The organism is Acidisoma sibiricum (assembly GCF_057837225.1).
Genome location: NZ_CM174445.1, coordinates 1381777 through 1405849, shown reverse-complemented (window position 1 = coordinate 1405849; position 24073 = coordinate 1381777). Strand labels below are relative to the sequence as shown.

The 24073-nt window shown below is 63.3% G+C and carries 18 protein-coding genes; 12 read left to right on the top strand and 6 right to left on the bottom strand.

Annotation, left to right across the window (positions count from 1 at the left end; genetic code table 11):
* Positions 1-134 precede the first annotated feature (134 nt).
* Positions 135-1253 carry a methyltransferase gene (locus tag AC3G7M_RS06800; protein ID WP_489215032.1) on the bottom strand — a complete coding sequence of 373 codons (1119 nt, stop codon included), beginning with the start codon at positions 1251-1253 and terminating at the stop codon, positions 135-137.
* A gap of 17 nt (positions 1254-1270) precedes the next feature.
* Positions 1271-2137 (bottom strand): polyprenyl synthetase family protein, encoded by an 867-nt coding sequence (locus AC3G7M_RS06795; protein WP_489215030.1) that lies wholly within the window; start codon positions 2135-2137, stop codon positions 1271-1273.
* Positions 2138-2230: 93 nt separating this feature from the next.
* Between AC3G7M_RS06795 and crtD the strand changes: the two genes are divergently transcribed.
* The 5 genes from crtD to pgm all read left to right on the top strand — a co-directional run bounded on the left by crtD (position 2231) and on the right by pgm (position 10006).
* Complete coding sequence (gene crtD / locus AC3G7M_RS06790; protein WP_489215028.1) at positions 2231-3721, top strand: 1-hydroxycarotenoid 3,4-desaturase CrtD; 1491 nt, start codon at positions 2231-2233, stop codon at positions 3719-3721.
* Complete coding sequence (locus tag AC3G7M_RS06785) at positions 3718-4620, top strand: carotenoid 1,2-hydratase (protein WP_489215978.1); 903 nt, start codon at positions 3718-3720, stop codon at positions 4618-4620. The genes crtD and AC3G7M_RS06785 overlap by 4 nt, the downstream gene beginning before the upstream one ends.
* Positions 4621-5004: 384 nt before the next feature.
* On the top strand, positions 5005-7248 hold the full coding sequence (locus AC3G7M_RS06780) for an HAD-IC family P-type ATPase (protein ID WP_489215026.1): 2244 nt from the start codon (positions 5005-5007) through the stop codon (positions 7246-7248).
* Between the two features lie 134 nt (positions 7249-7382).
* Positions 7383-8252, top strand: coding sequence for an ADP-polyphosphate phosphotransferase (locus AC3G7M_RS06775; protein ID WP_489215024.1), 870 nt, complete (start codon positions 7383-7385; stop codon positions 8250-8252).
* A 101-nt stretch (positions 8253-8353) separates the two neighbouring features.
* Complete coding sequence (pgm, locus tag AC3G7M_RS06770; protein ID WP_489215022.1) at positions 8354-10006, top strand: phosphoglucomutase (alpha-D-glucose-1,6-bisphosphate-dependent); 1653 nt, start codon at positions 8354-8356, stop codon at positions 10004-10006.
* A 60-nt stretch (positions 10007-10066) separates the two neighbouring features.
* On the opposite strand, the gene AC3G7M_RS06765 is transcribed toward pgm, so the two are convergent.
* The 3 genes from AC3G7M_RS06765 to AC3G7M_RS06755 are packed head-to-tail and all read right to left on the bottom strand — an operon-like array spanning position 10067 to position 13608.
* On the bottom strand, positions 10067-11386 hold the full coding sequence (locus AC3G7M_RS06765) for a tetratricopeptide repeat protein (RefSeq protein ID WP_489215020.1): 1320 nt from the start codon (positions 11384-11386) through the stop codon (positions 10067-10069).
* A gap of 28 nt (positions 11387-11414) precedes the next feature.
* On the bottom strand, positions 11415-12224 hold the full coding sequence (locus AC3G7M_RS06760; RefSeq protein WP_489215019.1) for an alpha/beta fold hydrolase: 810 nt from the start codon (positions 12222-12224) through the stop codon (positions 11415-11417).
* Positions 12217-13608: an APC family permease gene (locus AC3G7M_RS06755; RefSeq protein ID WP_489215016.1), complete on the bottom strand. Its 1392-nt coding sequence runs from the start codon at positions 13606-13608 to the stop codon at positions 12217-12219. Before AC3G7M_RS06755 ends, AC3G7M_RS06760 begins: the two co-directional genes overlap by 8 nt.
* 495 nt (positions 13609-14103) lie before the next feature.
* Between AC3G7M_RS06755 and AC3G7M_RS06750 the strand changes: the two genes are divergently transcribed.
* From AC3G7M_RS06750 to AC3G7M_RS06725, 6 genes are read left to right on the top strand one after another with little or no spacing between them, the layout of a single operon-like run.
* On the top strand, positions 14104-15042 hold the full coding sequence (locus tag AC3G7M_RS06750) for an ABC transporter permease (RefSeq protein ID WP_489215014.1): 939 nt from the start codon (positions 14104-14106) through the stop codon (positions 15040-15042).
* 25 nt (positions 15043-15067) lie between these two features.
* On the top strand, positions 15068-16072 hold the full coding sequence (locus AC3G7M_RS06745; protein WP_489215012.1) for a sugar ABC transporter substrate-binding protein: 1005 nt from the start codon (positions 15068-15070) through the stop codon (positions 16070-16072).
* Between the two features lie 56 nt (positions 16073-16128).
* The gene (locus AC3G7M_RS06740) at positions 16129-18252 is read left to right on the top strand and encodes an ABC transporter permease (RefSeq protein ID WP_489215010.1); all 2124 of its coding nucleotides are present in this window, start codon (positions 16129-16131) and stop codon (positions 18250-18252) included.
* Positions 18249-19289: an SMP-30/gluconolactonase/LRE family protein gene (locus tag AC3G7M_RS06735; RefSeq protein WP_489215009.1), complete on the top strand. Its 1041-nt coding sequence runs from the start codon at positions 18249-18251 to the stop codon at positions 19287-19289. Before AC3G7M_RS06740 ends, AC3G7M_RS06735 begins: the two co-directional genes overlap by 4 nt.
* A complete protein-coding gene (locus AC3G7M_RS06730; RefSeq protein WP_489215007.1) occupies positions 19286-20785 on the top strand; it encodes a sugar ABC transporter ATP-binding protein in 1500 nt (499 codons plus the stop codon). The genes AC3G7M_RS06735 and AC3G7M_RS06730 overlap by 4 nt, the downstream gene beginning before the upstream one ends.
* A gap of 22 nt (positions 20786-20807) precedes the next feature.
* Positions 20808-21218: a carboxymuconolactone decarboxylase family protein gene (locus tag AC3G7M_RS06725; protein ID WP_489215005.1), complete on the top strand. Its 411-nt coding sequence runs from the start codon at positions 20808-20810 to the stop codon at positions 21216-21218.
* Positions 21219-21294: 76 nt separating this feature from the next.
* On the opposite strand, the gene AC3G7M_RS06720 is transcribed toward AC3G7M_RS06725, so the two are convergent.
* A complete protein-coding gene (locus AC3G7M_RS06720) occupies positions 21295-22710 on the bottom strand; it encodes an LLM class flavin-dependent oxidoreductase (protein WP_489215003.1) in 1416 nt (471 codons plus the stop codon).
* Between the two features lie 442 nt (positions 22711-23152).
* Between AC3G7M_RS06720 and AC3G7M_RS06715 the strand changes: the two genes are divergently transcribed.
* Positions 23153-23965, top strand: coding sequence for an SDR family NAD(P)-dependent oxidoreductase (locus tag AC3G7M_RS06715; protein WP_489215002.1), 813 nt, complete (start codon positions 23153-23155; stop codon positions 23963-23965).
* Positions 23966-24073 lie beyond the last annotated feature (108 nt).

Here is a 24073-nt window from a genome sequence, read left to right as displayed (position 1 = left end):
AACCGTCTGCATGGTCGCTGTCACCCCCAAGTGCGGCCCGCGACTCTGTCGCTTCAGCCCACCGTTAGGTGTCACGTTAGCATTACACTTTAGAGAGTCAACTGAAATAGACACTCTCTGGTCAATACGGGGTGTCATCGCGCCACCATAACGCGCGCGACCATCGGCATCCGGCTGAGCCGCAAGCGCGTGCGGGTGAAACCAGCCTCCGACAGCAGCTGTCTGATCTGGTCCGGTGTTCGCGCGCGGCCACCGCCCATGGCGAGGAAGTAGAAGCCGAAATAGGCGTCACCCACCGGCTCCGCGCCGCGTGTCCCCGCCATCGGCTCGGCAATCAGCAGGGTGCCGCCGGGCGGCAGCGCCTGGCGGATGGCGCGCAACAGCCGGAGTGCCGTGTCATCCTCATGATCGTGCAGCACCCGCACCAGGCTCACGACATCCGCGCCGGCCGGCAGCGGATCGATGGTGAAATCGCCGCCGACCGCCTCGCACCGCGCCGCAACCGGGGAGGCCGCCAGCCGCTCCCGCGCAATCGCGGCAACCTTCGGCAGATCGAACAGTGTCAGCCGCAGGTTCGGCGCGGCGGCGCCGGCGGCGATCAGAAAGGCGCCGCTGCCCCCACCCACATCCAGAAGGTGCCGATGACGGCGCAACGAATAGGCCGCCAGCACCTCGGCGGCGACAAAACGCTGACTGACCGCCATCAGCGCGGAATAGCCGTCAGGCGTCGCCGCCCCCGCGCCCGCCCCCTTGGCATAGGGCCAGTAATTGGCGAGCGCCGTCTGCGCGGCCTCGCCGCGGAGCAGGGCGACCGGATCGCGCAGATCCGCGTAGAGCATACTATGATGCGCGATCATCGCGGTAACGCCGGGATTGTCGATCAGCGCCGCGCCCAGCGCGCCCAATCCGTAGCGAGCGCGGCCCCCGGCATCCGCGCCCCGCCGCGCCAGCAGCCGGAGCGAGACCGCGGCCACAAGCAGCCGCTCCATTGCTTGCTCCGTCATCTCCAACTCGAGCGCGAGGGAAGCAGCCGAGCGCGGCCCTGCCATCAGCCGCTCTGGCAGCCGCAATTGGACGGTCGCTGCCAAAACCTGCGAATAAACGAAGCCCGCGCAGAGATCGAACAGTGCCCGCGCCTGCCGCCTGGCGACGGGACGCGTGAGCGGAAAGGCCGCAGCGGCGCGGCGAAACCCCTCCGTCGCCTGCCACCGCGCGATACGGTCCCGCACCCAGGCGGTGACGCTGGTCGCCATCGGTGCCGCGCGCGCCCTCATGCGGCGGCGAGCAGCACCAGCTCTTTTGGCAATAGCCGGCTGAGTTCGGCCAGAATGAGCGTTTTGAGAAGCGACGGCTCGCGGCAGGGCGGCACGGCGGCAATGGCGCCACGCACCAGACCTTCAACCTTATCGATCGCACCGACCATGCCGTGCTGGGCGGCGGCACTCGGGCGGCCAAGGGCGGCATCCTGCCCTGCCGGCTTGCCGAGTTCTTCAGCGCTCATGGTGATGTCACGCAGGTCGTCGGCAATCTGATAGGCCTCCCCAAGCCTTTCACCCAAAAGGCGCCAGGGCTCGGCCGGCATATCGGCGGCGAGCGCACCTGACATGGTCGCAAGGGTAAACAGTGAGGCGGTCTTCGCCCTCTGATAGGCGACGAGCGGGACTTTCGGCTCAGACTCCCAGGCCTGACCGGCAATCAGCCCGCCAGGCATCCCTGCAGCTTCGGTCAGCAGAAGAATGAGTTGGCCTAGATGCGGCGAATGGGCGGCGGCACGCACGACCGTCTCAACGGCCAGAACGATCAGCCCGTCGCCCGCGAGGACGGCCAGCGGCTGGCCGAACTGCTGATGCACCGAAGGCAGGCCACGGCGAATCGGGGCATTGTCGAAACAGGGAAGATCGTCATGCACCAGCGATCCGCAATGCAGCAGCTCGATGGCTGCGGCAGCACCTTCGGCGACGCCGCTGTCACCGCCGCCGCAAGCCTGCGCGACCGCCAGGCAAAGCCGCGGCCGCACCCGCATGCCACCGGGAAACACGGCGTGGCGCAAGGCCGCCGACAGGCCCGGCGGACAGCCTGCATTCACGGTCGCGAGAGCCGCCTGAAGCGCCCCTTCGATCTGAGGTAGGGATTGCATCGCCACGCCCCTCCTAACTGTCAATTCAACTTGTCATATGCGACTGTCAACCATAATGGACATCTACGTCAACTAAGATCTGAGGTCGCTTGCATGGCGGAACGCGTCGTTATCATCGGGGCGGGGATTGGCGGTCTGGTGGCCGCGCTTCTCCTGGCCGCGCGCGGTCTCGATGTGCTGGTGGTGGAAAAGGAAGCCGCACCCGGCGGCAAGCTGCGGGAAGTGGCGGTGGGGGGCGCCCGGATCGATGCCGGCCCCACGGTCTTCACCATGCGCTGGGTCTTCGAGGAGATTTTTGCCGCCGTCGGAGCGAGGCTCGATGCCCATCTCACTCTCACCCGCAGTCAGGTGCTGGCCCGTCATGCCTGGGCGGATGGCAGCCGACTCGACCTTTTTGCCGATCGGGCGGAATCCACCGACGCCATCGCAGCCTTTGCGGGTCCCGCCGAGGCGCGCGGCTTCGAGGCCTTTGCCGCCCGCGCGGCGCGCATCTGGCGCACGCTGGAGAGCAGCTTCATCCGCGAGGACCGGCCGAGCGTGCTCGACCTGGTGGCGAAAGCGGGCCCGCGCGACCTCATGGGCATCAGCCCCTTCACCACGCTCGACCGCGCCCTGGGCGAGCATTTCCGTGACCCGCGGCTGCGCCAGCTCTTTGGCCGCTACGCGACCTATTGCGGCTCTTCGCCCTATGACGCGCCGGCGACACTCATGCTGGTGGCGCATGTGGAAAGCGAAGGCGTCTGGCTGGTCGAGGGCGGGATGCACCGCGTGGCCGTAGCGCTCGCCGCCCTCGCCCAAGGATTGGGCGCGCGCTTTCGCTACGGCGCCGGCGTGCAGGCCATCACACAAGGCGGCGGGCGTAGCAGCGGCGTGATGCTGACCGGTGGCGAGCGAATCATGGCGGATGCTGTCATCTGCAACGGCGACACCAACGCGGTCGCGACCGGACTCCTCGGCGATCTCGGCGCCGGGGTGCGGCCAACGACACCCGCCGAGCGGTCACTCTCGGCGCTGACCTGGGCGATGGAGGCGCAGCCGGAGGGGTTTCCTCTCCTGCGTCACACGATCTTCTTTTCCGAAGACTATCGCGCCGAATTCGATGCTCTCAGGCGTGGCCGGCTGCCGTCCGTGCCGACCGTCTATCTTTGCGCTCAGGATCGGGCCGATTCGGATATCGCAGCCTCAAGCGCCCCTGAGCGGCTGTTCTGCCTGGTGAATGCTCCCGCCACCGGCGACGGGGGAAAGCCCAATCAAGAGGAGATCGCCCAATGCAACGAGCGGATGCTGACTCACCTGCGCCGCTGCGGCCTGACGCTCCGCAGCGATCCCCAGACAACCGTGGTGACGGGACCGGCACAGTTCGGGACCTTGTTTCCGGCGACGGCGGGGGCACTCTACGGGGCGAACGCTCATGGCTGGGCGGCATCCTTCCGCCGTCCGGGGACGCGGACGAAGCTGCCGGGCCTCTATCTGGCGGGGGGCAGCACCCATCCCGGTCCCGGGGTGCCGATGGCCGCGCTTTCCGGGCGCATGGCGGCGTCGGCGCTGATCGCGGACCTCGCTTCGACGGCGCGGTCCCGCTGAACGGCTATGTCTGGTGGTATGTCGATGCTCTGAGCGACGACGGCCAGCACGGCATCACGCTGATCGCCTTTCTGGGTAGCGTCTTCTCACCCTACTACGCCTTCAGTCGGCGCGGCGGCCGGATGGCCGATCCGCTGGCCCATGCGGCGCTCAATGTCGCGCTCTACGGGCCGCAGGGCCGCTGGGCGATGACCGAACGCGGCCGCACCGCGGTTCGGCGTGATGCCGGCGCGCTCACCATTGGGCCGAGCAGCCTGCGCTGGGATGGCACGACGCTGGTCATCGCCATGCGTGAAATCGGCGCGCCGTGGCCATGGCCCATCCGCGGCGAAGTGCGCGTGACACCCGAGGCACTCACAGGGTTTTCGGCCGATCTCGATCATGCCGGCCGGCATCGCTGGCGGCCGATGGCACCACGCGCGCGGGTCGAGGTCAGGTTGGACCGGCCGTCTTTGCGCTGGTCCGGCCCCGGCTACATGGACAGCAATGATGGCGATGAGCCGCTGGAAGCGGGTTTTCAGCGCTGGGACTGGTCGCGCGCCGTGCTGGCAGGTGGCGCTACCGCAATCCTCTATGACACCTTCCCGCGCGCGGGTGCCGAGCGCGGTATTGCCATCCATGTTGGGCGCGACGGCGCGGTGACGCCTTTGGCACCGCCGCCGCTGGTCGCTCTTCCGCGCACCGGCTGGCGGCTGCCGCGCTTCACCCGGGCAGAGAACGGTGCGGCAAAGGTCACGCGGACGCTGACCGATGCGCCCTTCTACGCCCGCTCGGTGCTGCAGACGCGGCTGCACGGCGGTCCCGCTGAGGCAATCCATGAGAGCGTCGATCTCGGACGCTTCGCCGCGCCCTGGACACAGTTCATGCTGCCTTTTCGGATGCCCAGGGCCTTGCGGTGAGTCTGCGACGATCCCGAACCCGCACGATCGCCCTTTGAGTAGTTTCCGAGCCTAGGCTGCGCATCGAGCAAATGGCCCTATGGGCTTTTGGGTCGTGCAGACCATGCCTGTCTTCCTGCGTGCGGGTGATGTCTCCGACGCGCGTTCGCGTTGCCCTGGCTTCTCAACTGGCGAAGTGCGAAAGCCCCCCGCGCGATGGGGAAAGCATTGAAGGATGCGGAATCCGACACGGCGTCGGCAGGCGCGTTGCGACCTATGCCGCCATGTGAGGGACCATCCGCTGTGAAGCCCGCTGCCTCAACCAGGACATCCGACGCAGCCTCAAGACCTGGCCTCACGGGCGATGAAGCACACGCCCGGCTCGCCAGGGACGGTCCCAACGCGATGCCCGACACCCGCGTGCATCCATGGCGAATGGCACTGGGGAAGTTCTGGGCACCCATACCCTGGATGCTTGAAGCTGCCATCGTGCTGGAACTGGTCCTCGGCAAATATGTCGAAGCCGCGATCATTGCTGTTCTCCTGGTCTTCAATGCGGGGCTTGGCCTGTTCCAGGAGAGCCGTGCCCAGGCGACGCTGGCGGCGCTGAAATCGCGACTTGCCCTGACCGCTTCCGTCCGGCGCGATGGTGCTTGGAAAAGCCTGCCAGCGGCGGACCTGGTGGTGGGCGATATCGTCATGCTGTCGCTGGGCGGCGTGGTCGCGGCGGATGTGACGCTCACGTCGGGCGATGTTCTGCTCGATCAGTCCATGCTGACCGGCGAATCTGTGCCGATCGACGCCGGCGCCGGTGTTCAGACCTTCGCCGGCGCCTTGGTTCGGCGCGGCGAGGCCGAGGCGGAAGTCACCGCGACCGGCACTCGCACCAAATTCGGCCGCACGGCCGAGCTTGTTCGTACCGCCCATGGCGAAAGTTCGCAGCAACAGGCGGTTCTGCGCGTGGTGCGCAATCTCGCCTGCTTCAACGGCGTCATTATCGTCCTGCTGGTCGGCTACGCATGGCATCTCCAGATGCCCGTCGTAGAGATCATACCGCTCGTGCTGACAGCGGTCCTCGCATCCATCCCGGTGGCGCTGCCCGCGACCTTCACCCTCGCCGCCGCGCTGGGCGCACGGGCTCTGGCAAAACGCGGCGTCCTGCCGACACGCCTCTCGGCCGTCGATGACGCCGCATCGATCATTGTACTGTGCGTCGATAAAACCGGCACGCTCACCCAGAACGCGCTGACGGTGACGACCGTTCTGCCCATGCCAGGATTCGATGAGGCGCGAGTTCTGGCGCTCGCTACCCTCGCCAGTTCAGGCGGCGGGCAAGATCCGGTGGATGACGCGATAGCCGCGGCCTCCGCACGCATACCCGTGCCAGACGGTCTGACGCTCATCGCATTCGCGCCCTTCGACCCGGCCAAGAAGATGTCGGAAGCGACAGCGGCGGATGCGGCCGGACAGCAGCAGCGTATTGTCAAGGGCGCCTTCTCCGTCATCAGCGGCATTGCCCAGCCGTCGCCGGCCACGGAGGCTGCCGCACGCGCGCTTGAAGCCAAAGGCTTCAGGGTACTGGCGGTCGCCGCTGGGCCGTTGGCGCAGATGAAACTTGCCGGAGTTGTGGCGCTCAGTGACCCGCCTCGCGAAGAATCGGCCGCCCTGATCCGCGAATTGCAGGGTCTCGGCGTCCGTGTTGTGATGGTGACGGGCGACGCGCCAGCGACGGCCGCAATCGTCGCGAAGGCCGTCGGGCTGGATGGCGCCGTCTGCCCGCCGGGGCCCATACCGGACACTGTCAAACCCGGACAATTCGCCGTCTTTGCCGGCGTCTTGCCGGAAGACAAATACAAGTTGGTGAAAGCATTTCAGAAGGGCGGCCAAACGGTCGGCATGTGCGGCGATGGTGCCAATGATGCACCCGCCTTGCGCCAGGCGCAGATGGGCATCGCGGTTTCAACAGCGACCGAGGTCGCAAAATCGGCAGCCGGCATGGTGCTGACCGAACCAGGTCTCTCAGGCATTGTGGCCGCCGTGAAGGAAGGACGCATTACCTTCCAGCGCATCCTCAGCTACACGCTGAATTCCATCACCAAGAAAATTGTCCAGGTCCTGTTTTTAGCCCTCGGCCTCCTCATGACCGGGCACGCCATCCTGACACCTTTGCTCATGGTGATCATCATGATGAGCGGTGACTTTCTGGGCATGTCGTTGACGACCGATCATGTCCGGCCGTCGCCCACGCCCAACGCCTGGCGGATCAGCACTCTGACCATCGCCGGGGTTATCATGGGCATCGGCGAGCTACTGTTCTGCACTGCCATCCTCGTCTTTGGAGCGTTCAGGCTGGGGCTCGGCGTCACCGGCCTCCAGACACTGGCCTTCGTTTCCATCGCCTTCGGCAACCAGGCCACGACCTATACCAATCGCGAGCGCCGTCATCTCTGGTGTTCTCGCCCAAGCCGGTGGGTCCTGTTTTCGTCACTCGCCGATATCCTGATCGCGTCCACTCTGGCGATCGGCGGGATCGCGATGACGCCTTTGCCGATATGGGTGGTAGCAGGCACGCTCGGGGGCGCCGCCGCATTCGCTTTCCTGATCGATTTCGTCAAAGTGCCGGTCTTGCGACGTCTCGGCATCAGCTAAAGAGCGATGTTCAGTCCTTCACTTCTGGACCATGATCCACCTGACTGCTCGTACAGCAAAAATCTTTTGAACGGCCATTCTTGGCACGCAGGGCATCGCGACATGCATTGCGATTGATTGATGGAACAAAGCGCATGAAGATAGACATCAAGGACTTCCGCCTCAGTGAAGAGCGCAAGCTCGATCTCCGGCAATGGCCGACCAGCATCGATCCGGTTTACGATACAAAGCACCATTATGAGAAAATTCTGAGGGACCACGTCGAGAAGCTGAGCGAGCAGCAACAGCTTCACTATGCGTCAAACCGTCGTGCGATCCTGCTGATTTTTCAGGCCATGGATGCCGGCGGCAAAGATGGCGTAATTCGGCACGTGATGTCCGGTGTCAACCCGCAGGGTTGCCAGGTCTTCAGCTTCAAGCATCCCAGCGGCGTGGAGCTGGAACACGATTTCCTGTGGCGGACGACGCGCGATCTGCCCGAACGGGGGCGGATCGGCATCTTCAACCGCTCCTACTACGAGGAAGTGCTGATTCTGCGTGTGCATCCCGAACTGCTGCAGGGCGAGGCCCTGGTGGACCCACCGAACCATGCGCATGAATTCTGGCATCAGCGCTACAGATCCATCACGGACCTGGAAAGGCATCTCCACGCCAATGGCACCACGGTGGTCAAATTCTTCCTTCATCTATCCAAGGATGAGCAGCGCAGGCGCTTCCTGGCGCGTATCGACGAGCCCGAGAAGAATTGGAAGTTCAGTACTGCAGACATCAAGGAACGGGCGTTCTGGGACGACTACCAGAAGGCGTATGAGTCCTGCCTCGGCGCCACGAGCACAAGCGATTCACCCTGGTATATCGTGCCTGCGGACGACAAGAAGAACGCAAGGCTGATCGTCTCTCAGATCATCATCGACACATTCGAGGGTTTCGGCATGACGTACCCCAAAGTCAGCGCCGAGCGTGCGCGGGAGTTGCTGGACATTCGCAAGCAACTCACAACATAAATGCCTGGGTGCAAAGCCCGTGCATAGCAACAGGTTATCCGGCCGGCCCGAAACGGGCACGGCCAAAATTCTACTGGTTCCTATCTCCGAATGAGGTCGCCATGTCGGAACACATAAACCCGCTTGCCGGCAAGCCGGTCCCAGCATCGCTGCTGGTCAATATCCCCCGGCTGATCACAGCCTATTTCACGCTGGTGCCCGATGCGGGAATTGCCGCTCAGCGGGTAGCCTTCGGCACATCCGGGCACCGCGGCTCTGCCTTGGCCGCCGGGTTCAACGAAGCGCATATCCTGGCGATCACCCAGGCCGTCTGCCTGTATCGCCGCCACGCGGGCATCGATGGACCGCTGTTCCTGGGCATGGATACGCATGCGCTGTCGGAAGCGGCCTTCGCTTCCGCCATCGAAGTGCTGGCGGCGAATGGCGTCGATACGATGGTCGATGCTCAAGCCGGCTATACGCCGACGCCGGTCATCTCACACGCGATCCTCACCTATAATCGGGGCCGCAAGACAGGCATGGCCGATGGGATCGTGATCAGCCCGTCGCATAATCCGCCTGACGACGGCGGCTTCAAATACAACCCCGCCAATGGCGGCCCGGCTGATGTCGACGTGACACGCTGGATACAGACAGCCGCGAACGAATTCCTGGCGAACAAGCTCGAGGGCGTGCGGCGCCTGCCCTATGACCGCGCCCGCAAGGCCGCCTGCATTCATGCCCATGATTTCATTTCGTCCTATGTCGCAGACCTGGGCCAAGTCATTGATATGGACGCCATCCGCGGCTCTGGCATCCGCATCGGCATCGATCCTCTGGGGGGCGCCGCCATGCAATACTGGCAGCCGGTCATCGAGCGCTACAAGATCGCCGCCACCGTGGTGAATGATGCGATCGACCCCACCTTCCGGTTCATGACGGTCGATTGGGACGGACAAATCCGCATGGATTGTTCCTCCCCCTATGCCATGGAATCGTTGATTGCACTACGCGACAAGTTCGACATCGCCTTCGCCAATGATACGGATGCAGACCGGCACGGCATTGTCTGTCCCACGGGCGGGCTGATGAACCCGAATTATTTTCTCGCGGCCGCTATTGCCTATCTCTCCGCGAACCGCCCCCAATGGCAGCCGGACAGTGCCATCGGCAAAACCATCGTCTCCAGCGGCATGATCGACCGCGTTGTGGCCAAAGTCGGACGCAAGCTGGTGGAAGTGCCGGTCGGGTTCAAATGGTTCAGCAGCGGCCTGATCGACGGATCGCTGGCCTTCGGCGGCGAGGAAAGTGCCGGCGCCTCCTTCCTCCGCCGCGACGGGACGGTATGGACGACCGACAAGGACGGACTGATCATGGGCCTGCTGGCGGCGGAGATCACCGCCCGCACCGGCCATGATCCCAACCTGTTTTACAAATCCGTCACCCAGGACCTTGGTCAATCTTTCTACGCAAGACTGGATGCGCCAGCCACGCCGGAGCAGAAGGCGGCCCTGGGCAAGCTTGACCCCGCCGAACTTGACGTGACGGATTTGGCCGGCGAGCCGATTGAAACCAAGCTCACCAAAGCCCCGGGCAATAACGAACCCATCGGTGGAATCAAGCTAATTGCGAAAAATGGCTGGTTCGCCGCCCGGCCGTCCGGCACCGAAAATATCTACAAAATTTACGCGGAAAGCTTCCGCAGCGAAGCGCATCTCCGGCAAATCCAGAATGATGCACAGGCCATTATCGACAATCATTCCAGGAAGAGTTGAGGGTCCGGCTGCGCCCGGTTTCATTGATGCCTGCTAAGGAAAGGGCTCGCCGCCGCTTGGCTACACGGTCCCCGCAAGCTGATAGGCGTGCCGCACGCGTGCTGTCGGGCGCAGGCTGACGCGCTCGGCCAAAAGCGCGCGCAACAGCCGCCGATCCCCAGCCCGCTCGGCCGCCGCAATCAGCGTCTGCGTCAGCAGATCGCGCTGCGCGTGGCTGCCGCCGATACGCCTGGCCTCATAGCGGATCGGCAAAAGCTTCGCGATCGCCACCCCATAATCGCCTTCGGCGAAAGCCAGAACACCGTCTATGACCTGTCGCCCGACCGCGACGGTGATCTCACGGTTATCGCCCTGGGCCGATTGGACATAGGCGTCGAGCGATTGGCGCAGCCGGGCCACGCCCTGGCTGTCACCGGCGCGGGCGAGAGCCAACGCGATATGCAGATCGTTAAAGACCAAAACATGGTCATCGACATGGGTCAGCCATTGCTGTGCCAGCGGCGCCCAGCGGTCTCCCACATCGGCGCCGGCCAGTTCCAGCCGCCACAGCAGTGCGGCGCCATCAACCAGATCGAGCAGCGAATCATCCCCGATCTTGGGCGCCACATAGCGGTCGTAATCGGCCAGCGCCTCTGCCAGCCGCCCCTCCTCGATCAGATACAGCGCCAGATGCCAGCCATTATGCACCGCGAGCGCGTGGCCCTGGCTCCAGTCCCGCCGCGTGGATTTCAGAAAGTCGATGCCTTCGGCCTGGCGGCTCTCCGTCTCCAGCACATGCGCCACCGCATGCACAGCCCAGCCATCCTCAGGATTGAGGGTGAGCGCACGGCGCCCCGCCTCCTCCGCCTGGCGCAGATGGCCGGCCTCTTCCAGACCGAAGGCATATTGACCGAGGACATGCCCGTAGTGCGGGTTGGCACTATCCCAATGAGGCAGAACGCGCGCCACGGAGTCCCGGATGGCGAGCGAATGGCCGAGGTAGAAATAGGTGTCATGGGCAAAGCGCAGGGCCAGGGCATCGGTCGGATGATCCAGCAGGATATCCTCCCAAAGATCCGCCGCCCCGATGATTTCCCCGCGCGCCCAGCGTTTAGCCGCTTCCAGATGACGCTGCTCGCGCGAAGAGGCATAGGGTGCCGCCGCATCCCCCTGCGCCAGCGCCTGGGTGATGCGCGGGTCGTCGCCCCGAAAACCGCTGAGCGAATAGAGCGAGGCGATGGCGGCGGGCCCCAGTGCGAAGCCCGGGTCACTGTCGACGGCCGCCTGAAGTTCGGCGACCGGGTCGCCCTTCCAGGCATAGTAATCAGCCACCGCCCGGTCCAACGCTGCAACGGACGCGGCACTGCCGCTGACACTCAATCCCTGCTGGTCTTTCGCCATATCCTCGCTCCTCACTCTCTCGCCATCGTCAGGCCGCTTGAAGAAAGGCCAGAATGTCTTGTGCCACGGTCTCCGGTATTTCCCAGTTCGGCGCATGGCCGACACCCGGATAATGCCGCGTCGTGAGATTGGGGATAATCCGTGCCAGAGCCGTCTGCGCGTCGAGGTCGAAAATGCCGTCCTCCTTGCCCCAGATGCTCAGGCTCGGTGCCGGCACCACGCGGCTTCCATCCTCAGGTGGCTCCTCCAGCAGGCCGGCGGCCGTGCCCAGCCAGGCGCCACGACCGAGCTTCGCACTCTCCGCCAGGATCTGCTCCAGCCGCTCCGGCGCCAGGGGCTGAATGGCCGTGCTGGTCTGGAAGGCTTCGATCAGCTCGGCGGGTACCGGGTCTCCCGCCGTCTCCAGCTCCGCCAGCAATTCAGCCAGGCCCGCATGCCCGGCCGCGGTCGGCGCGGCGCCAATCAGGACCAGGCGGCGCACCAGCGCAGGGTGCTCCACCGCCAGTCTTTGCGCGACGATCGAGCCAAGCGAATGACCGACAACATCGACAGGACCCAGGTCAAGTTGCTTTATCACCTCTGCTGCATCCGCTGTGAAATCGGCAATGGCATAGCCATCGGCCGGATCGCTATCGCCATGCCCGCGCTGGTCGAGCGCGAAAAGCCGAAAATGCCGGCTCAGCAGGGGAAAGAGGGGTTCAAAGCTGCGCCAGGAATCGGCATAGCCGTGCAGGAACAGAACAGGCTGACCTGCCTCGCCCGCCTGGACGAGGTGGGCGCTCCGCCCACCCTCCAGGACAAGCTGTGACTCGGCGACCACGGGAAGCGTTTCAGACATTGGCATTCCCCGAATGTGTGACGCCACCGCCGAGCAGGTCGGCCTCGATCTGCTCCAGGCGCTGGGGGGCCAAGACCCGCAGCCCGAGGAAATAGACCACACCGATGGCGAGGAGCGCCAGGAAGAGATAGGGCAGAATATTATAGGGCCAGCCGGGAATGGGATAGACGGTGCCGGCCAGGGCCACGAGCAGAAGCACGAGCGCGACCACGGTCGAGATGATATGCCCGGCGTGCAGCTCGCCGCGGCGCTTCAGGAAAACCGGCGCGCCGATCGTCACCAACCCATAGGAGACGAGAAAGCCGTAGGTCGCGAGCGAGCCGAGAATGCCGTAAGCGTCAAGCAGGGCGTAGCCTGCAAAGGACAGCGCGAGCACCAGAACCAGCGCCACAAGGCTGAGGATACTGACCGCCGTATGCGGAGAGGCATGGGTGCTGTGGGTCCGGCGCGCTGCGGCATGAAACAGCCCATGCTGGGACAGGCTGAACAGCACGCGCGCGCCGGCATTGATGCTGCCGAGGATGCAGGCAAAAAAGCTCAGCGACACACCGGCCAGAATAAAGATGCCAATCCAACCGGCACCGAAGGACGCCGCCAGCACGGTCAGCGGCGCATCGGACTTGTCGAGCGTCACCGCCGCGCCATGGAAGGCCGCCGTCAGGCCATAGGCACTGATGATGAAGATCAGCCCGACGCCGAGCACGCTGGCGATGACAGCGCGCGGAATGAAGCGCCGCGGCTCACGCGATTCGGTGCCCAGCACCGTCGCACTTTCAAAGCCCACGAAGCTGAAGAAGGCGAGTACCAGGCCCAGACGCAGCTGGTCCGGCTTGACGCCAACAAGACCGCTCTGCGCGGTATCAACCACTGTGCCTTGATGGATGAAGAAGCCGACCACGACAAGCAGAATGAGCACGAGCGTGGTGAATTCAATCGCGAGAGTGACGCGTGTCGAGAGCTTGATGTCGCGATAGGCCAAAGCCCAGGCGAGAAGCAGCGAGACGACCGACAGCGCAATGATAATCGCACTGGCCGCAGCGGTGAGCCCGATCGCACCGAGGAACGCCGTAAAGACGCTCACCGTGCCGTCAATGACGGCTGCGGCGGTAAACAGATAACCGATCAGCAGCGCCCATCCGGCGATGACGCCGGACAGCGGCCCCAGGCCATGCGCCACATAGACATAGAGCGAGCCGGGGCTCGCGATACGGCTGGAAAACACGTTGATCTGCAGCCCGACCACGACGAGCGCGATGGTCGCAAAAAGATACGCGAGCCAGGTACCGTTGCCGGCGGTCGCGAAGACCACGGGAATAACCAGGCCGGGCGTGCCTGATGGCGCGATGGTGCCAATCGACTGCGCCAAAACCTCAATGAAACTCAAATGATTCCGTCGCAGCCCTGGTGAACTGGGCGGAGCTGCGGTCTGCACGACAGGTGGCGAGGTGATGCTCATTGTGACTGCCCTTATGGCTTTTTTTGAGTGTGACCTTGCCCATTTCATAAACACACATTCTTTATCGCGCAATATTTTGTTTAGCGTTATTCAATAGGTATTATCCCGAGCGCTCAAGCATCCCGGCCCAGGGCCGCAATAGCCTCACGGGGATGAGAAAAAGGGCCTGGCTGACCGGCCGATGAACAAGCGGGCGAATGGCGAAAAACGCGCCGATGTCATGGCCGGCTATCCCGCCGGACTGGCTATATCCCGGTTCTCCCATGCCCGGAACAAGCCCCTTGCGAAGACGTAGATTATCGAGTAACTACCAAAAAATATAGCGTTATATAAAAATATACGCTTTTTTACGTTCTTATGTGGGAATGCTGGGTCTTCGTAATGCCGTTTGGATTCCTGAAGCGCCGACGGCAAGAAGACATCGTGCTTGGCCTGACGGTTCTGACCTTCCTGGTCTTTTCCCTGTCGCTGCATAATTTCATCAGCGCGGCGAACCTGGTCGCTTTGCTGCGCAGCGTCGCCCTCCTCGGCCTGCTCGCCATCGGCATGGCGGTGGTTGTGATCGGCCGCGGCATAGACCTGTCGATGGTCGCGATTCTTGCCATCTCAGTCGCGGTCTTTCTCAACCTTCTCGGACAATCCTACCCTTTCGCCCTTGCACTGCTGATCACACTTGCCGGCGTGATCGCCGTCGGCATCCTCAATGGCGTGCTGATTGCCTATGCGGAAATGCCGGCGATCTTCGCGACTCTTGCCACCGGCACCTTCATCTACGGCCTCGGGCGGTCGCAGTTCCTCACACAGGACGTCATCTACGTCCCCGATAATCAGACGGGCTTCATGGCCTTCGGCAATCTGCGCATCGGCACGCTGCCGATCGAAGTCCTGATTTTTGCAGCCCTTCTGGTCGTGGGCTTTTTCTGCCTGCGCTTCACCAAATATGGTCGCTATATCTATCTGATCGGCGATAATCTCACCGCCGCGCGCAATAGCGGCCTGCCGACGCGGCCCATCATTGTCCTGCAATATGTCGTCTCGGCGCTGACCGCCTTTCTGGCCGGCTTGATCATGGCGGCCGGCATCCGATCGATGAATACCCGCATCGTCAATTCTTCCCTGCTCTACGACGTCATTCTCGTCGTCGTCATCGGCGGAATCGGCCTGTCGGGCGGGCGCGGCGGAGTGCGCAATATCATTCTTGGCACGCTTCTGATCGGGATTCTGCTCAACGGCATGACGATCCTCGATATCAGCGATCTCTACCAGAATCTGATCAAAGCCACGGTACTTCTGGCGGCGCTCATCGTGGATGGTGTGATGAATCCCCGCGATGAGCAGACCGATCAGCAGGGCGATATTTAAAACAAGAAATCACAGGAACCCGGTCATGAGTGCGTTAAAACACCTTCTTGGGCTAACCGCTGCGGTCTGCCTCGCATCGACGGCGCCGGCCTTCGCTCGAAACGATCCAGGCCCGGCCGCCTATGAGGCCGCGCTGAAGGACAAGACCGTCGTCCTCGTGCCGATGTCCATGGGCGAGGATCTGGCGCAGGGCTGGGCCCATTACATCGGTGACGCGGTGAAAGCCGCGGGCGGCAAGTTTGAAGTCCGTGATCCGAACTGGAATGTTGAAGCCGGCGCCCAGGCCATCACCGAGGCCATCGGCGCCAAGGCCTCCGTCATCATCGTGCAGACGCCTGATCTGCAGAGCTATTCCAAGCTCTATCGCCGCGCGCAGGAAGCCGGCACCTATGTGATCCAGGTCGACAACCCGAGCAACTACGCGACCGAAGCCTTCGTCGGCAGCGATTGGACCAAGCTTGGCGCGCTGGAAGCCCAGGCCGTCATCAATGGCTGCGGCCCGAACTCCTCGAAGGAAATCGGCCTGATTCAGGGTGATCAGGTCAATGCGTCCAGCCTCGATCAATATGCCGGCATTCAGGACGTTCTGAAGCAGCATCCCGATTTCAAGATCGTCGCCCAGCCGGATTCCAACTGGGATGCGAGCACGGCGCGCTCGGTCGCCACCACGCTGATCCAGCAGCATCCCAATGTCTGCGGCATCGTCGATTTCTGGGATGCGACGGCACAGGGCACGGCGGCGGCCATTCGCGCCGCCGGTAAAACCGGCAAGATCACGCTGGCGACCACGGGCGGCGGTGAGCAGGCGGATTGCAACCTGCTGCAGAACGGCGTCATCGATGCGCTGGTCGCAACCGACGTGCCCAACCAGTCGCGCGATGTCACGACCGTCATCAAGGTCCTGCTGCAGAGCGGCATCAAGCCGGGCAGCGTGAAGACTTGGCTCTATACGCCGGAGCACATCACCACCCGGGCCGACCTCAAGCCCGGCACCTGCTGGAACCTGAAAGACTTCGCGAAAGGCAAATAGGTCTGCCGGTGCCACCATCACGCTGATGGTGGCACCCGGATCTGACTTTTATCCGCATGAAAGTTTCCGAAAATCTGGCGCGGCTGCGCTACGCCCTCATCCCCGATCACGTCATCGGCGAGGTGCTGTCCAAGCGTTGGGCCGACAATGCCATCCCCTTCCTGTTCCTGGTCGCGACGGTGGCAGGCGTGGGCTCCGTCATCCCGGGGTTCTTCACCCTGACCAGCCTCGCGGACGCCTCCCGCCAGTTGGGCGAATTCGCGATCGTCGTCACCGGTCTCACCATCGTCATGCTGGGCGGCGGTATCGATCTCAGCGTCGGCGCCAGCTTCGCGCTCGCGGCTCTCGGCGCTGTATCCGTCACCTATATTCTAAACGGCCCGATCTGGCTCGCGCTGCTCGCCGCACTCGCCATCGGTGGGCTCTGCGGCGTGCTCAATGGATTGCTCATCGGCTATCTGCGGCTGCGCGCCTTCCTCACCACACTTGTCACCTTCATCATCCTGCGCGCAGCCTACGATATTCTCATCGTCAATTTTGCCGCACAGATTCAGCTGTCGGATGTCGAGACACCGGCCTGGGACTTTATCGGCGATGGCAGCCTCGCGGGCCTGCCCATCAGCCTGCTGGTCGCTATTGCTGTCGCTGTCATCGCGCATGTCTTCATCAGCCGCTCGCGTCCCGGCTGGCATGTTCTGGCGGTCGGCGGCTCGCGCCGCTCCGCCTTCAATGCCGGCATTTCCGTCCGCCATACGGTCTTCATGACCTATGTGCTGTCAGGTCTCTGCTGCGGCCTCGCCGGCTTCCTGATCGGCGCGCGTCTCAGCGGCGTCGGGCCCGGCACTGGCGCAGGTCTTGAGATCCTGGCGCTGACGGCAGGCGTTGTCGGCGGCAACAGCCTGGGCGGCGGCCGCGGCTCCATCGCCAAGGGGGTTATGGGCGCCGTCATCGTACTCATCCTCACCAATGGCCTCATCCGCATGGGTCTGCCGAGCGGGGCGACCCAAATGGTGCTTGGCGTTGTCCTCGCCGGTGCCGTGCTGCTCGATGTGCGCTGGCTCAAGAACCGCTCCAAGGTTCTGGCCAAGGTCTATGTCGCGCCGGTCTATACCGCGCTGCCTGCAACCCCCTCTGCCGAGCCCGGTACGGACTCACCCCTTGCCCTGAATGACAAGCTGGCGGGCACGGACTTCATCGGCCTGGGCGAGATCGAGGGGCCGGAAGACGTCATCCTCGATGAGGACGACAATCTTTATTGCGGCACCCGCAATGGTGAGGTGGTGCGCTTCTTCGGCCCCGATCACACCCGCTCAGAAGTCTATGCCCATACCGGCGGCTTCCCGCTTGGCCTCGCTTTCGACCGTGACGGCGTGCTCACAATCTGCGTTGGCGCCATGGGTCTCTACTCGGTCTCGCGGGACAGAGAAGTGACGCGGCTCTCGGCGGAAACCAACCGCTCCCCCTTCTCTATTATCGATGATTCGCGCCTGCGTGACCCCAATGATTGCGACATTGCCCCCGATGGCCGCATCTTCTTCACCGATTCCACGACGCGCTATGACGCGCATGACTGGGCGCTCGACAGTGTCGAAAGCCGGCCCACAGGTCGACTGCTGGTCTACGATCCGCGCACCGGCCGCACCCGCACTGTGCTGCGTGGCATGAGCTACCTCAACGGCGTCTGCATGGCCCACGATGGGCAATCGCTCTTCCTGGCAGAATCCTGGGTCTGCCGCGTGCATCGCTACTGGTTCGACGGACCCAAGGCCGGCAGGCTGGAATGCGTCATCCCCGCCATGCCGGGTTACCCGGATAATATCAACCGCGCCTCCGATGGCGGCTATTGGATGGCCTGGCTCGGCATGCGCACGCCCTCCTACGATCTCGCCTTACGCAAGCCCGGCATGCGCCGCCGCATGACGCGCCGCCTGCCGCAGGATGATTGGCTGTTTCCCAATATCAATACCGGCGGCGTCGTGAAGTTCGACGAATCCGGCCGCATCACCGATGTCTTGGGCAATCTCGGCGGCCATAGCCACCCGATGGTGACGTCGATGCGCGAGCATAAGGGCTCGCTCTATGTCGGCGGCATTCTCAATAACCGCATCGGCCGCTACCGGCTGGACGGTGCCGATCCGCATTGGACGGGCATGCGCTCCTATTGGGGGGATGCCGGATGAGCTGGATCGATATCATCCGCGGCCGGGCCATCACCATCCCGCCGCTGGATGGCGCCTTCCACCCCAATAGCGATCTGGATGAGGCCGCGGTGCTGTGTGGCCTGCCGGCGCCCGATGACCTCGCCGTCACACAGGGAGAGCTGCTCTGCAGCAGCGGGGAGCGTGTTGTCGCGATCACCCATGGACAGAAAACAGACGTCGCGCAGTTCGAGAGCCGCGTCGCCTGCCTTGCCACGCGACCGCAGGGCGGCTTCGCGGTGGGGCTGGAAGACGGAAAGCTGTTTCTCTGGTCGGAGGGCGAGGCAACCGAAATCGCCCGCCCGGCCGGCCTCGCCTGCCCGACCGCCCTTGCCTTTATCGACGATGACCGTCTCGCGGTCAGCGATGGCGGCCAAGGGCTGCGCCCCTCCGATTGGACGCGGGCCATAATGGCGCATAACCGCCACGGCTCGGTCTGGCTGCTCACTCTTTCCGGCGCGCCAGCACGGCGCCTGGCGCAGGGTCTGGCCTTCCCCTGGGGACTTATGCCCTTGCCGGGTGGCGATGCGCTGCTCGTCTCCGAAACCGGGCGTCACCGGCTGCTGCGCCTGCCGCTGGACGGAGGCGCCCTCAAACCCGTGCTGTCAGGCCTGCCCGGCTACCCGGCCCGCATCGCGCCCGCCGCCGATGGGGGCGCCTGGCTTGCCATTGCCGCCCCCCGCAACCGGCTGGTCGAATTCGTGTTGCGCGAGGATGATTATCGCCAGGCCATGATGGATGAGATCGATCCGCGCTTCTGGATCGCGCCCAGCCTCACCGCCCGCCAAAGCTTCATGGAGCCGCTGCAATGCGGTGGGGTGCGGGTGATGGGCATTCACAAGCCCTGGGCGCCGACGCGCTCCTACGGGCTGGTGGCGCGGCTCGATCCGCGCTGGCAGCCGATCGGCAGCGCCCATAGCCGCGCGAATGGCAATCGCCACGGTGTCACGGGGGTGGCTGAGCATAACGGTCGTCTCATCGCCGCCGTACAGGGCAGCAATCTTGTGGTGACGCTATGACCGCTCTTGTCACCATGCAGGCCGTGACCAAAAGCTATCGCGGTGCGGCAGCCCTCAAGCAGGTAGACTTCACCCTGCAGGCTGGGGAGATCCATGCCCTGGTGGGCGAGAATGGCGCCGGCAAATCGACGCTGATGAAAATCATGGCCGGCGCCGTGCCGGCTGATAGCGGCAGCATCACCTATGACGGCCGCGCGGTCGCGTTCCGCTCCCCCTCCGAGGCGTTGAAGGCCGGCATCGCCATGGTCTTTCAGGAGACCAGCCTGGTGCCGTCCATGACGGTGGCGCAGAATCTCTACCTCGGCGACGAGCCCTTCCTCAGCCGGTTGCGCGGTATTCAGGTGAGCGCCCAGCAATTCCTGCAATCGCTCAATTTTACGGTCGATCCCGGCGCGCTCGTCTCCTCGCTGGGTGCTGCTAAACGCCAGATGGTGGAGATTGCGCGCGCGGTGCGGCTGCGTGCCCGCGTCATCATCTTCGATGAACCGACCGCGACGCTGACGCCCGAGGAGAAGCGCTATTTCTTCGCCCTCCTCCGCCGGCTCAAGGCGCGCGACGTGGCGATTGTCTTCATCAGCCACGCGCTGGAGGAAGCGCTGCAGATTTCCGATCGCATTACCATCCTGCGCGACGGTGAATTGGTGGTGACCGACACAACCGGCACTTTCACGCGCGAGCGTATCATCGCGGCCATGGTCGGCCGCACCCTGTCCGGCACGCTCTACCGGCGCCAGGGCGGGGAGGTCGCGCTGCGGCCCGCCGGGGACAAGGCGCTGAGCATCCAGGACCTGTCGATGGGCAATATCGTCCGCAACAATGCCTTCTCGGTCTTCTATGGCCAGGTGACGGGTATTTTTGGTCTGATAGGGTCGGGCCGCACCGAAACCGCGAAAATCATTGCCGGCATCTCTAAGCGCGATTTCGTGCGCGGCGGCGTGGTCGAATATGACGGGCGTCCCATCCGCTATCGCGTGCCGCGCCAGGCGGTACTCGACGGCATCGTCTATGTCACCGAAGACCGCAAGATCGAAGGCTTCTTTGAAACCAAGTCGGTGGCCGAAAATCTCTATGCCGGCTATCTCGCCCGCGGCCTCAGACACGGTCCTTTCGTCAGCATGAAGGAGATGCGGGTACTGGCCGACACTTGGCGTCAGCAGCTCAATATCCGCGCGCTGAAAAGCAATGAGCGTGTCGTTGAACTATCGGGCGGCAATCAGCAGAAGGTCGTCATCGGCAAGGGGCTGGTGCAGCAACCGCGCGTGATCATTTTCGATGAGCCGACGCGGGGTGTGGATGTCGGGGCCATCGCCGAAATTCATCAGTTGATCCATGACCTCGCCGATCAGGGCCTGGCGGTGATCGTGATTTCCTCCTACCTGCCGGAAATCATGAACCTCTCGGACCGCATTCTGGTCTTCCGCCAAGGCCGCTGCGTCGAGGAATTCTCGCCCGCCGCGGTTGATGAAGAGCGTATCATGTATGCCGCCGTTCACTAACATCACCGGATAGGATCAGATCATGCCGCTCGGCCAATTCATCGAAGAAGCAGATGCTTCGCCCGAAGTCCGCGCCGTCTATGAAGATATCAAACAGACGCGCAGCACAGACTACATCAACAATTTCTGGAAGATCCTTGCCAACGATCCGAAGGCGCTGCAACGCACCTGGACTGATCTGAAGGAGATCATGGCGCCGGGCGCGCTTGATCCGCTGACGAAGGAACTCATCTACCTCGCCGTCTCTATCACCAATGGCTGCGAATATTGTACCGTCTCGCATACCGCCGCCGCCCGCAAAGCGGGGCTGACGAAGGAAATGCGGGAGGAGCTGATTGCCGTCATCGGCATGGCCAATAATACCAACCGCATCGTCAACGCCTATCGTGTCGAGCCTGACGCCCGCTTTGTCGAAGCCGCCTCGACGCTATAGCGCTGCGCGATGCCCCTAGCGCCCCGCACGTTGGGAGAGAGAGATCGCCGCCAGGCGATCCCTCCCTGTTCGGCTCTCAATCCGCGGCACTGGCTTGCTGTGCCGCCGCTTCCCGCGCATGCACCGCCTTCAGGTCACGGTAGGAGGCACCGGGATGTATGTCCGGCAGAAGATCGCCGTCGCCGAACAGCTTTTCGCGCAGCGTCCCTTCCTTATAAGCGGTGGGATAGACGCCGCGGCGCTGCAGCTCCGGCACCAGCAGGTTGACCACGTCCTCGAAACTGTCCGGCGTCACCGCATAGGCGAGATTGAAACCATCGACATCGGTTTCCGCGACCCATTCCTGCAGAATATCGGCAACCCGGGAGGGTGAGCCGACAATTACCGGACCCAGTCCGCCGATGCCGCCCCAGGCGGCCAGTTCATCGATGGTCCAGCGCTTGTCAGGGTCGCCTTCCGCCAGAGCATCGACGGCGGAAATAATGGCATTGGTCTCGACCTTGCGGACCAGATCGGTCGGCGCATATTGGCCGAAATCAATGCCCGTCCAGCCTGACATGAAGACCAGCGAGCCGTCGTAACTGATATAGCTTGTGTAGTCTTTGAACTTGGCCTCCGCGGCCTCGTCCGTCTCACCCAGGATGATGGTCAGCAGATTGTAGATATAGACCTTGCGCGGATCGCGGCCATTCTGGGCGGCGCGCTGGCGCACATCGGCCACGTAATTGCGCAGCACCGTTTTCGTCGGCGCGCCCACGAAAACGCATTCGGCATGGCGGGCAGCGAAATCGCGGCCGCGGCCGGAGGCCCCCGCCTGATACAGAACCGGGGTGCGCTGCGGCGAAGGTTCTGACAGGTGGTAGCCCGGCACCGTGAAATATTTGCCCTGGTGCTTGATCTCATGCACCTTGGCGGGGTCGGTGAAGACGCGGCGCTCGCGATCCCGCACCACTGCCCCCTCCTCCCAGCTGCCTTCCAAAAGCTTGTAGATCACTTCAAGATATTCATCGGCCACGTCATAGCGGTTATTGTGCTGGGGCAGCCCGTCTGTGCCGGTGTTGCGCGCCCCACTTTCCAGATAGGAGGTGACGATATTCCAGCCCAGGCGACCCTTGGAATGATGGTCGGCGGTCGCCAGCCGGCGTGCAAAGGGGTATGGGTGCTCGAAACCGGTGGAGGCCGTGATGCCGAAGCCCAGATGCTTGGTCACCAGAGACATCGCTGAGACAAGCTGAATGGGGTCGTTGACTGGGATCTGCGCCGCCTGATGGATGGCATGCCAGGCGCTGCCCTGATAGACGTCATAATAGCCAATGACATCCGCAACAAAGATCCCATCGAATATACCGCGCTCCAGTATCTGCGCGACATCGGTCCAGTATTCCAGATCCTTATACTGCCAGGACCGGTCACGCGGATGCGCCCATAGGCCGGGGGATTGATGTCCCACGCAGTTCATATCGAAGGCGTTGAATCGAATGGGGCGCGTCATGATTGGGACTCAATCGTTTCAATGAAAAACCGGAGACCCATGCCGAACGGGTTACATCCACAGGGAGCCACGTCAATCGGACGCGCAACACCCCTCAGCCTGATTAGCTGTCGGCAACGGACCAAACGTCGTCATAGCCAAGCCTTCGGACAATAGACGGAGCAGATTGTACGTAATTTTTTCGTTGGTCAACTATTTGCGCGATTGTTTCTGTTAATATACTACTATGCATCGTTTTATACGGTGATAATGGTATCGGGCCGTCAACCGGTCATCATGGATTGGGGCATCGAAGCAGGAGAAGTTACGTCCAGAACCCGTCAGAGAGCTTCGTCCGTGCAGCGGAGGCAGAGGTCACGAAGACGTCAGCCTGACGTCTTTGTCCTGAAGCCTGGAAAAGCGCATTGATCGCCTGAGGCGTCCACAATCGGAGATGCATGACATGAATATCGACCTGACCGGCCGCAAGGCGATCGTTACCGGCTCCACGGCCGGTATCGGCCGGGCCACGGCAGAGGGGCTCGCCCGTGCCGGCGCTTCAGTTGTTATCAACGGCCGCGGCGATATCCGGGTCAGTGAGGCGGTGCAGCAGATGCGGCAGGCCTTTCCGCAGGTCGATATCTCGGGCATCGCCGCCGACCTTTCGACGGCGTCCGGCGCAGACGCCTTGATCGCCCAGGCACCCGACGCCGATATCCTTGTGAACAATGTTGGCACGGCTTACCTCCGCGACTACACCGGCATTGCCGACATCGCGAAGATCCCGGACGAGGACTGGCTTAGCCTGTTCCAGCTGAACGTCATGAGCGGCGTGCGCGCAAGCCGCTATTACCTGCCGCGCATGGTGGCGCAGGGTTGGGGACGCGTCGTGTTCGTCAGCAGCGAGTCCGCGGTCAATACCCCAAAGGAGATGATCGACTACGGTATGACGAAGACCGCGCAACTCGCGGTCTCGCGCGGACTTGCCGAGGCTGTGGCCGGTACAGGCGTCACGGTAAACGCCGTCCTGCCGGGGCCCACCCGGTCGGAGATCCTGGGCGACTTCATGGCGAAGCAGGCTGAAGCACAGGCAATCACGCAGGAAGAAGCCGAACTGGGCTTCCTGAAGGCGCTGCGTCCCACCTCCCTCATCCAACGCTTCGCAACGACCGACGAAGTCGCCAATATGATCGTCTATGTCTGCTCGGAGCAGGCATCGGCCACAACCGGCGCTGCTTTGCGCGTGGACGGCGGCGTGGTCCGTTTCATCGCTTAATCGTTTGGGCATCTGACAAACAGGCGCCGATCGTTTCCGGTGCCGCCTCAGCACTCTTGGCGATGACAGCATAGGTAGTTTCCGATGCTGTCATCCCCAGGGCGCGGC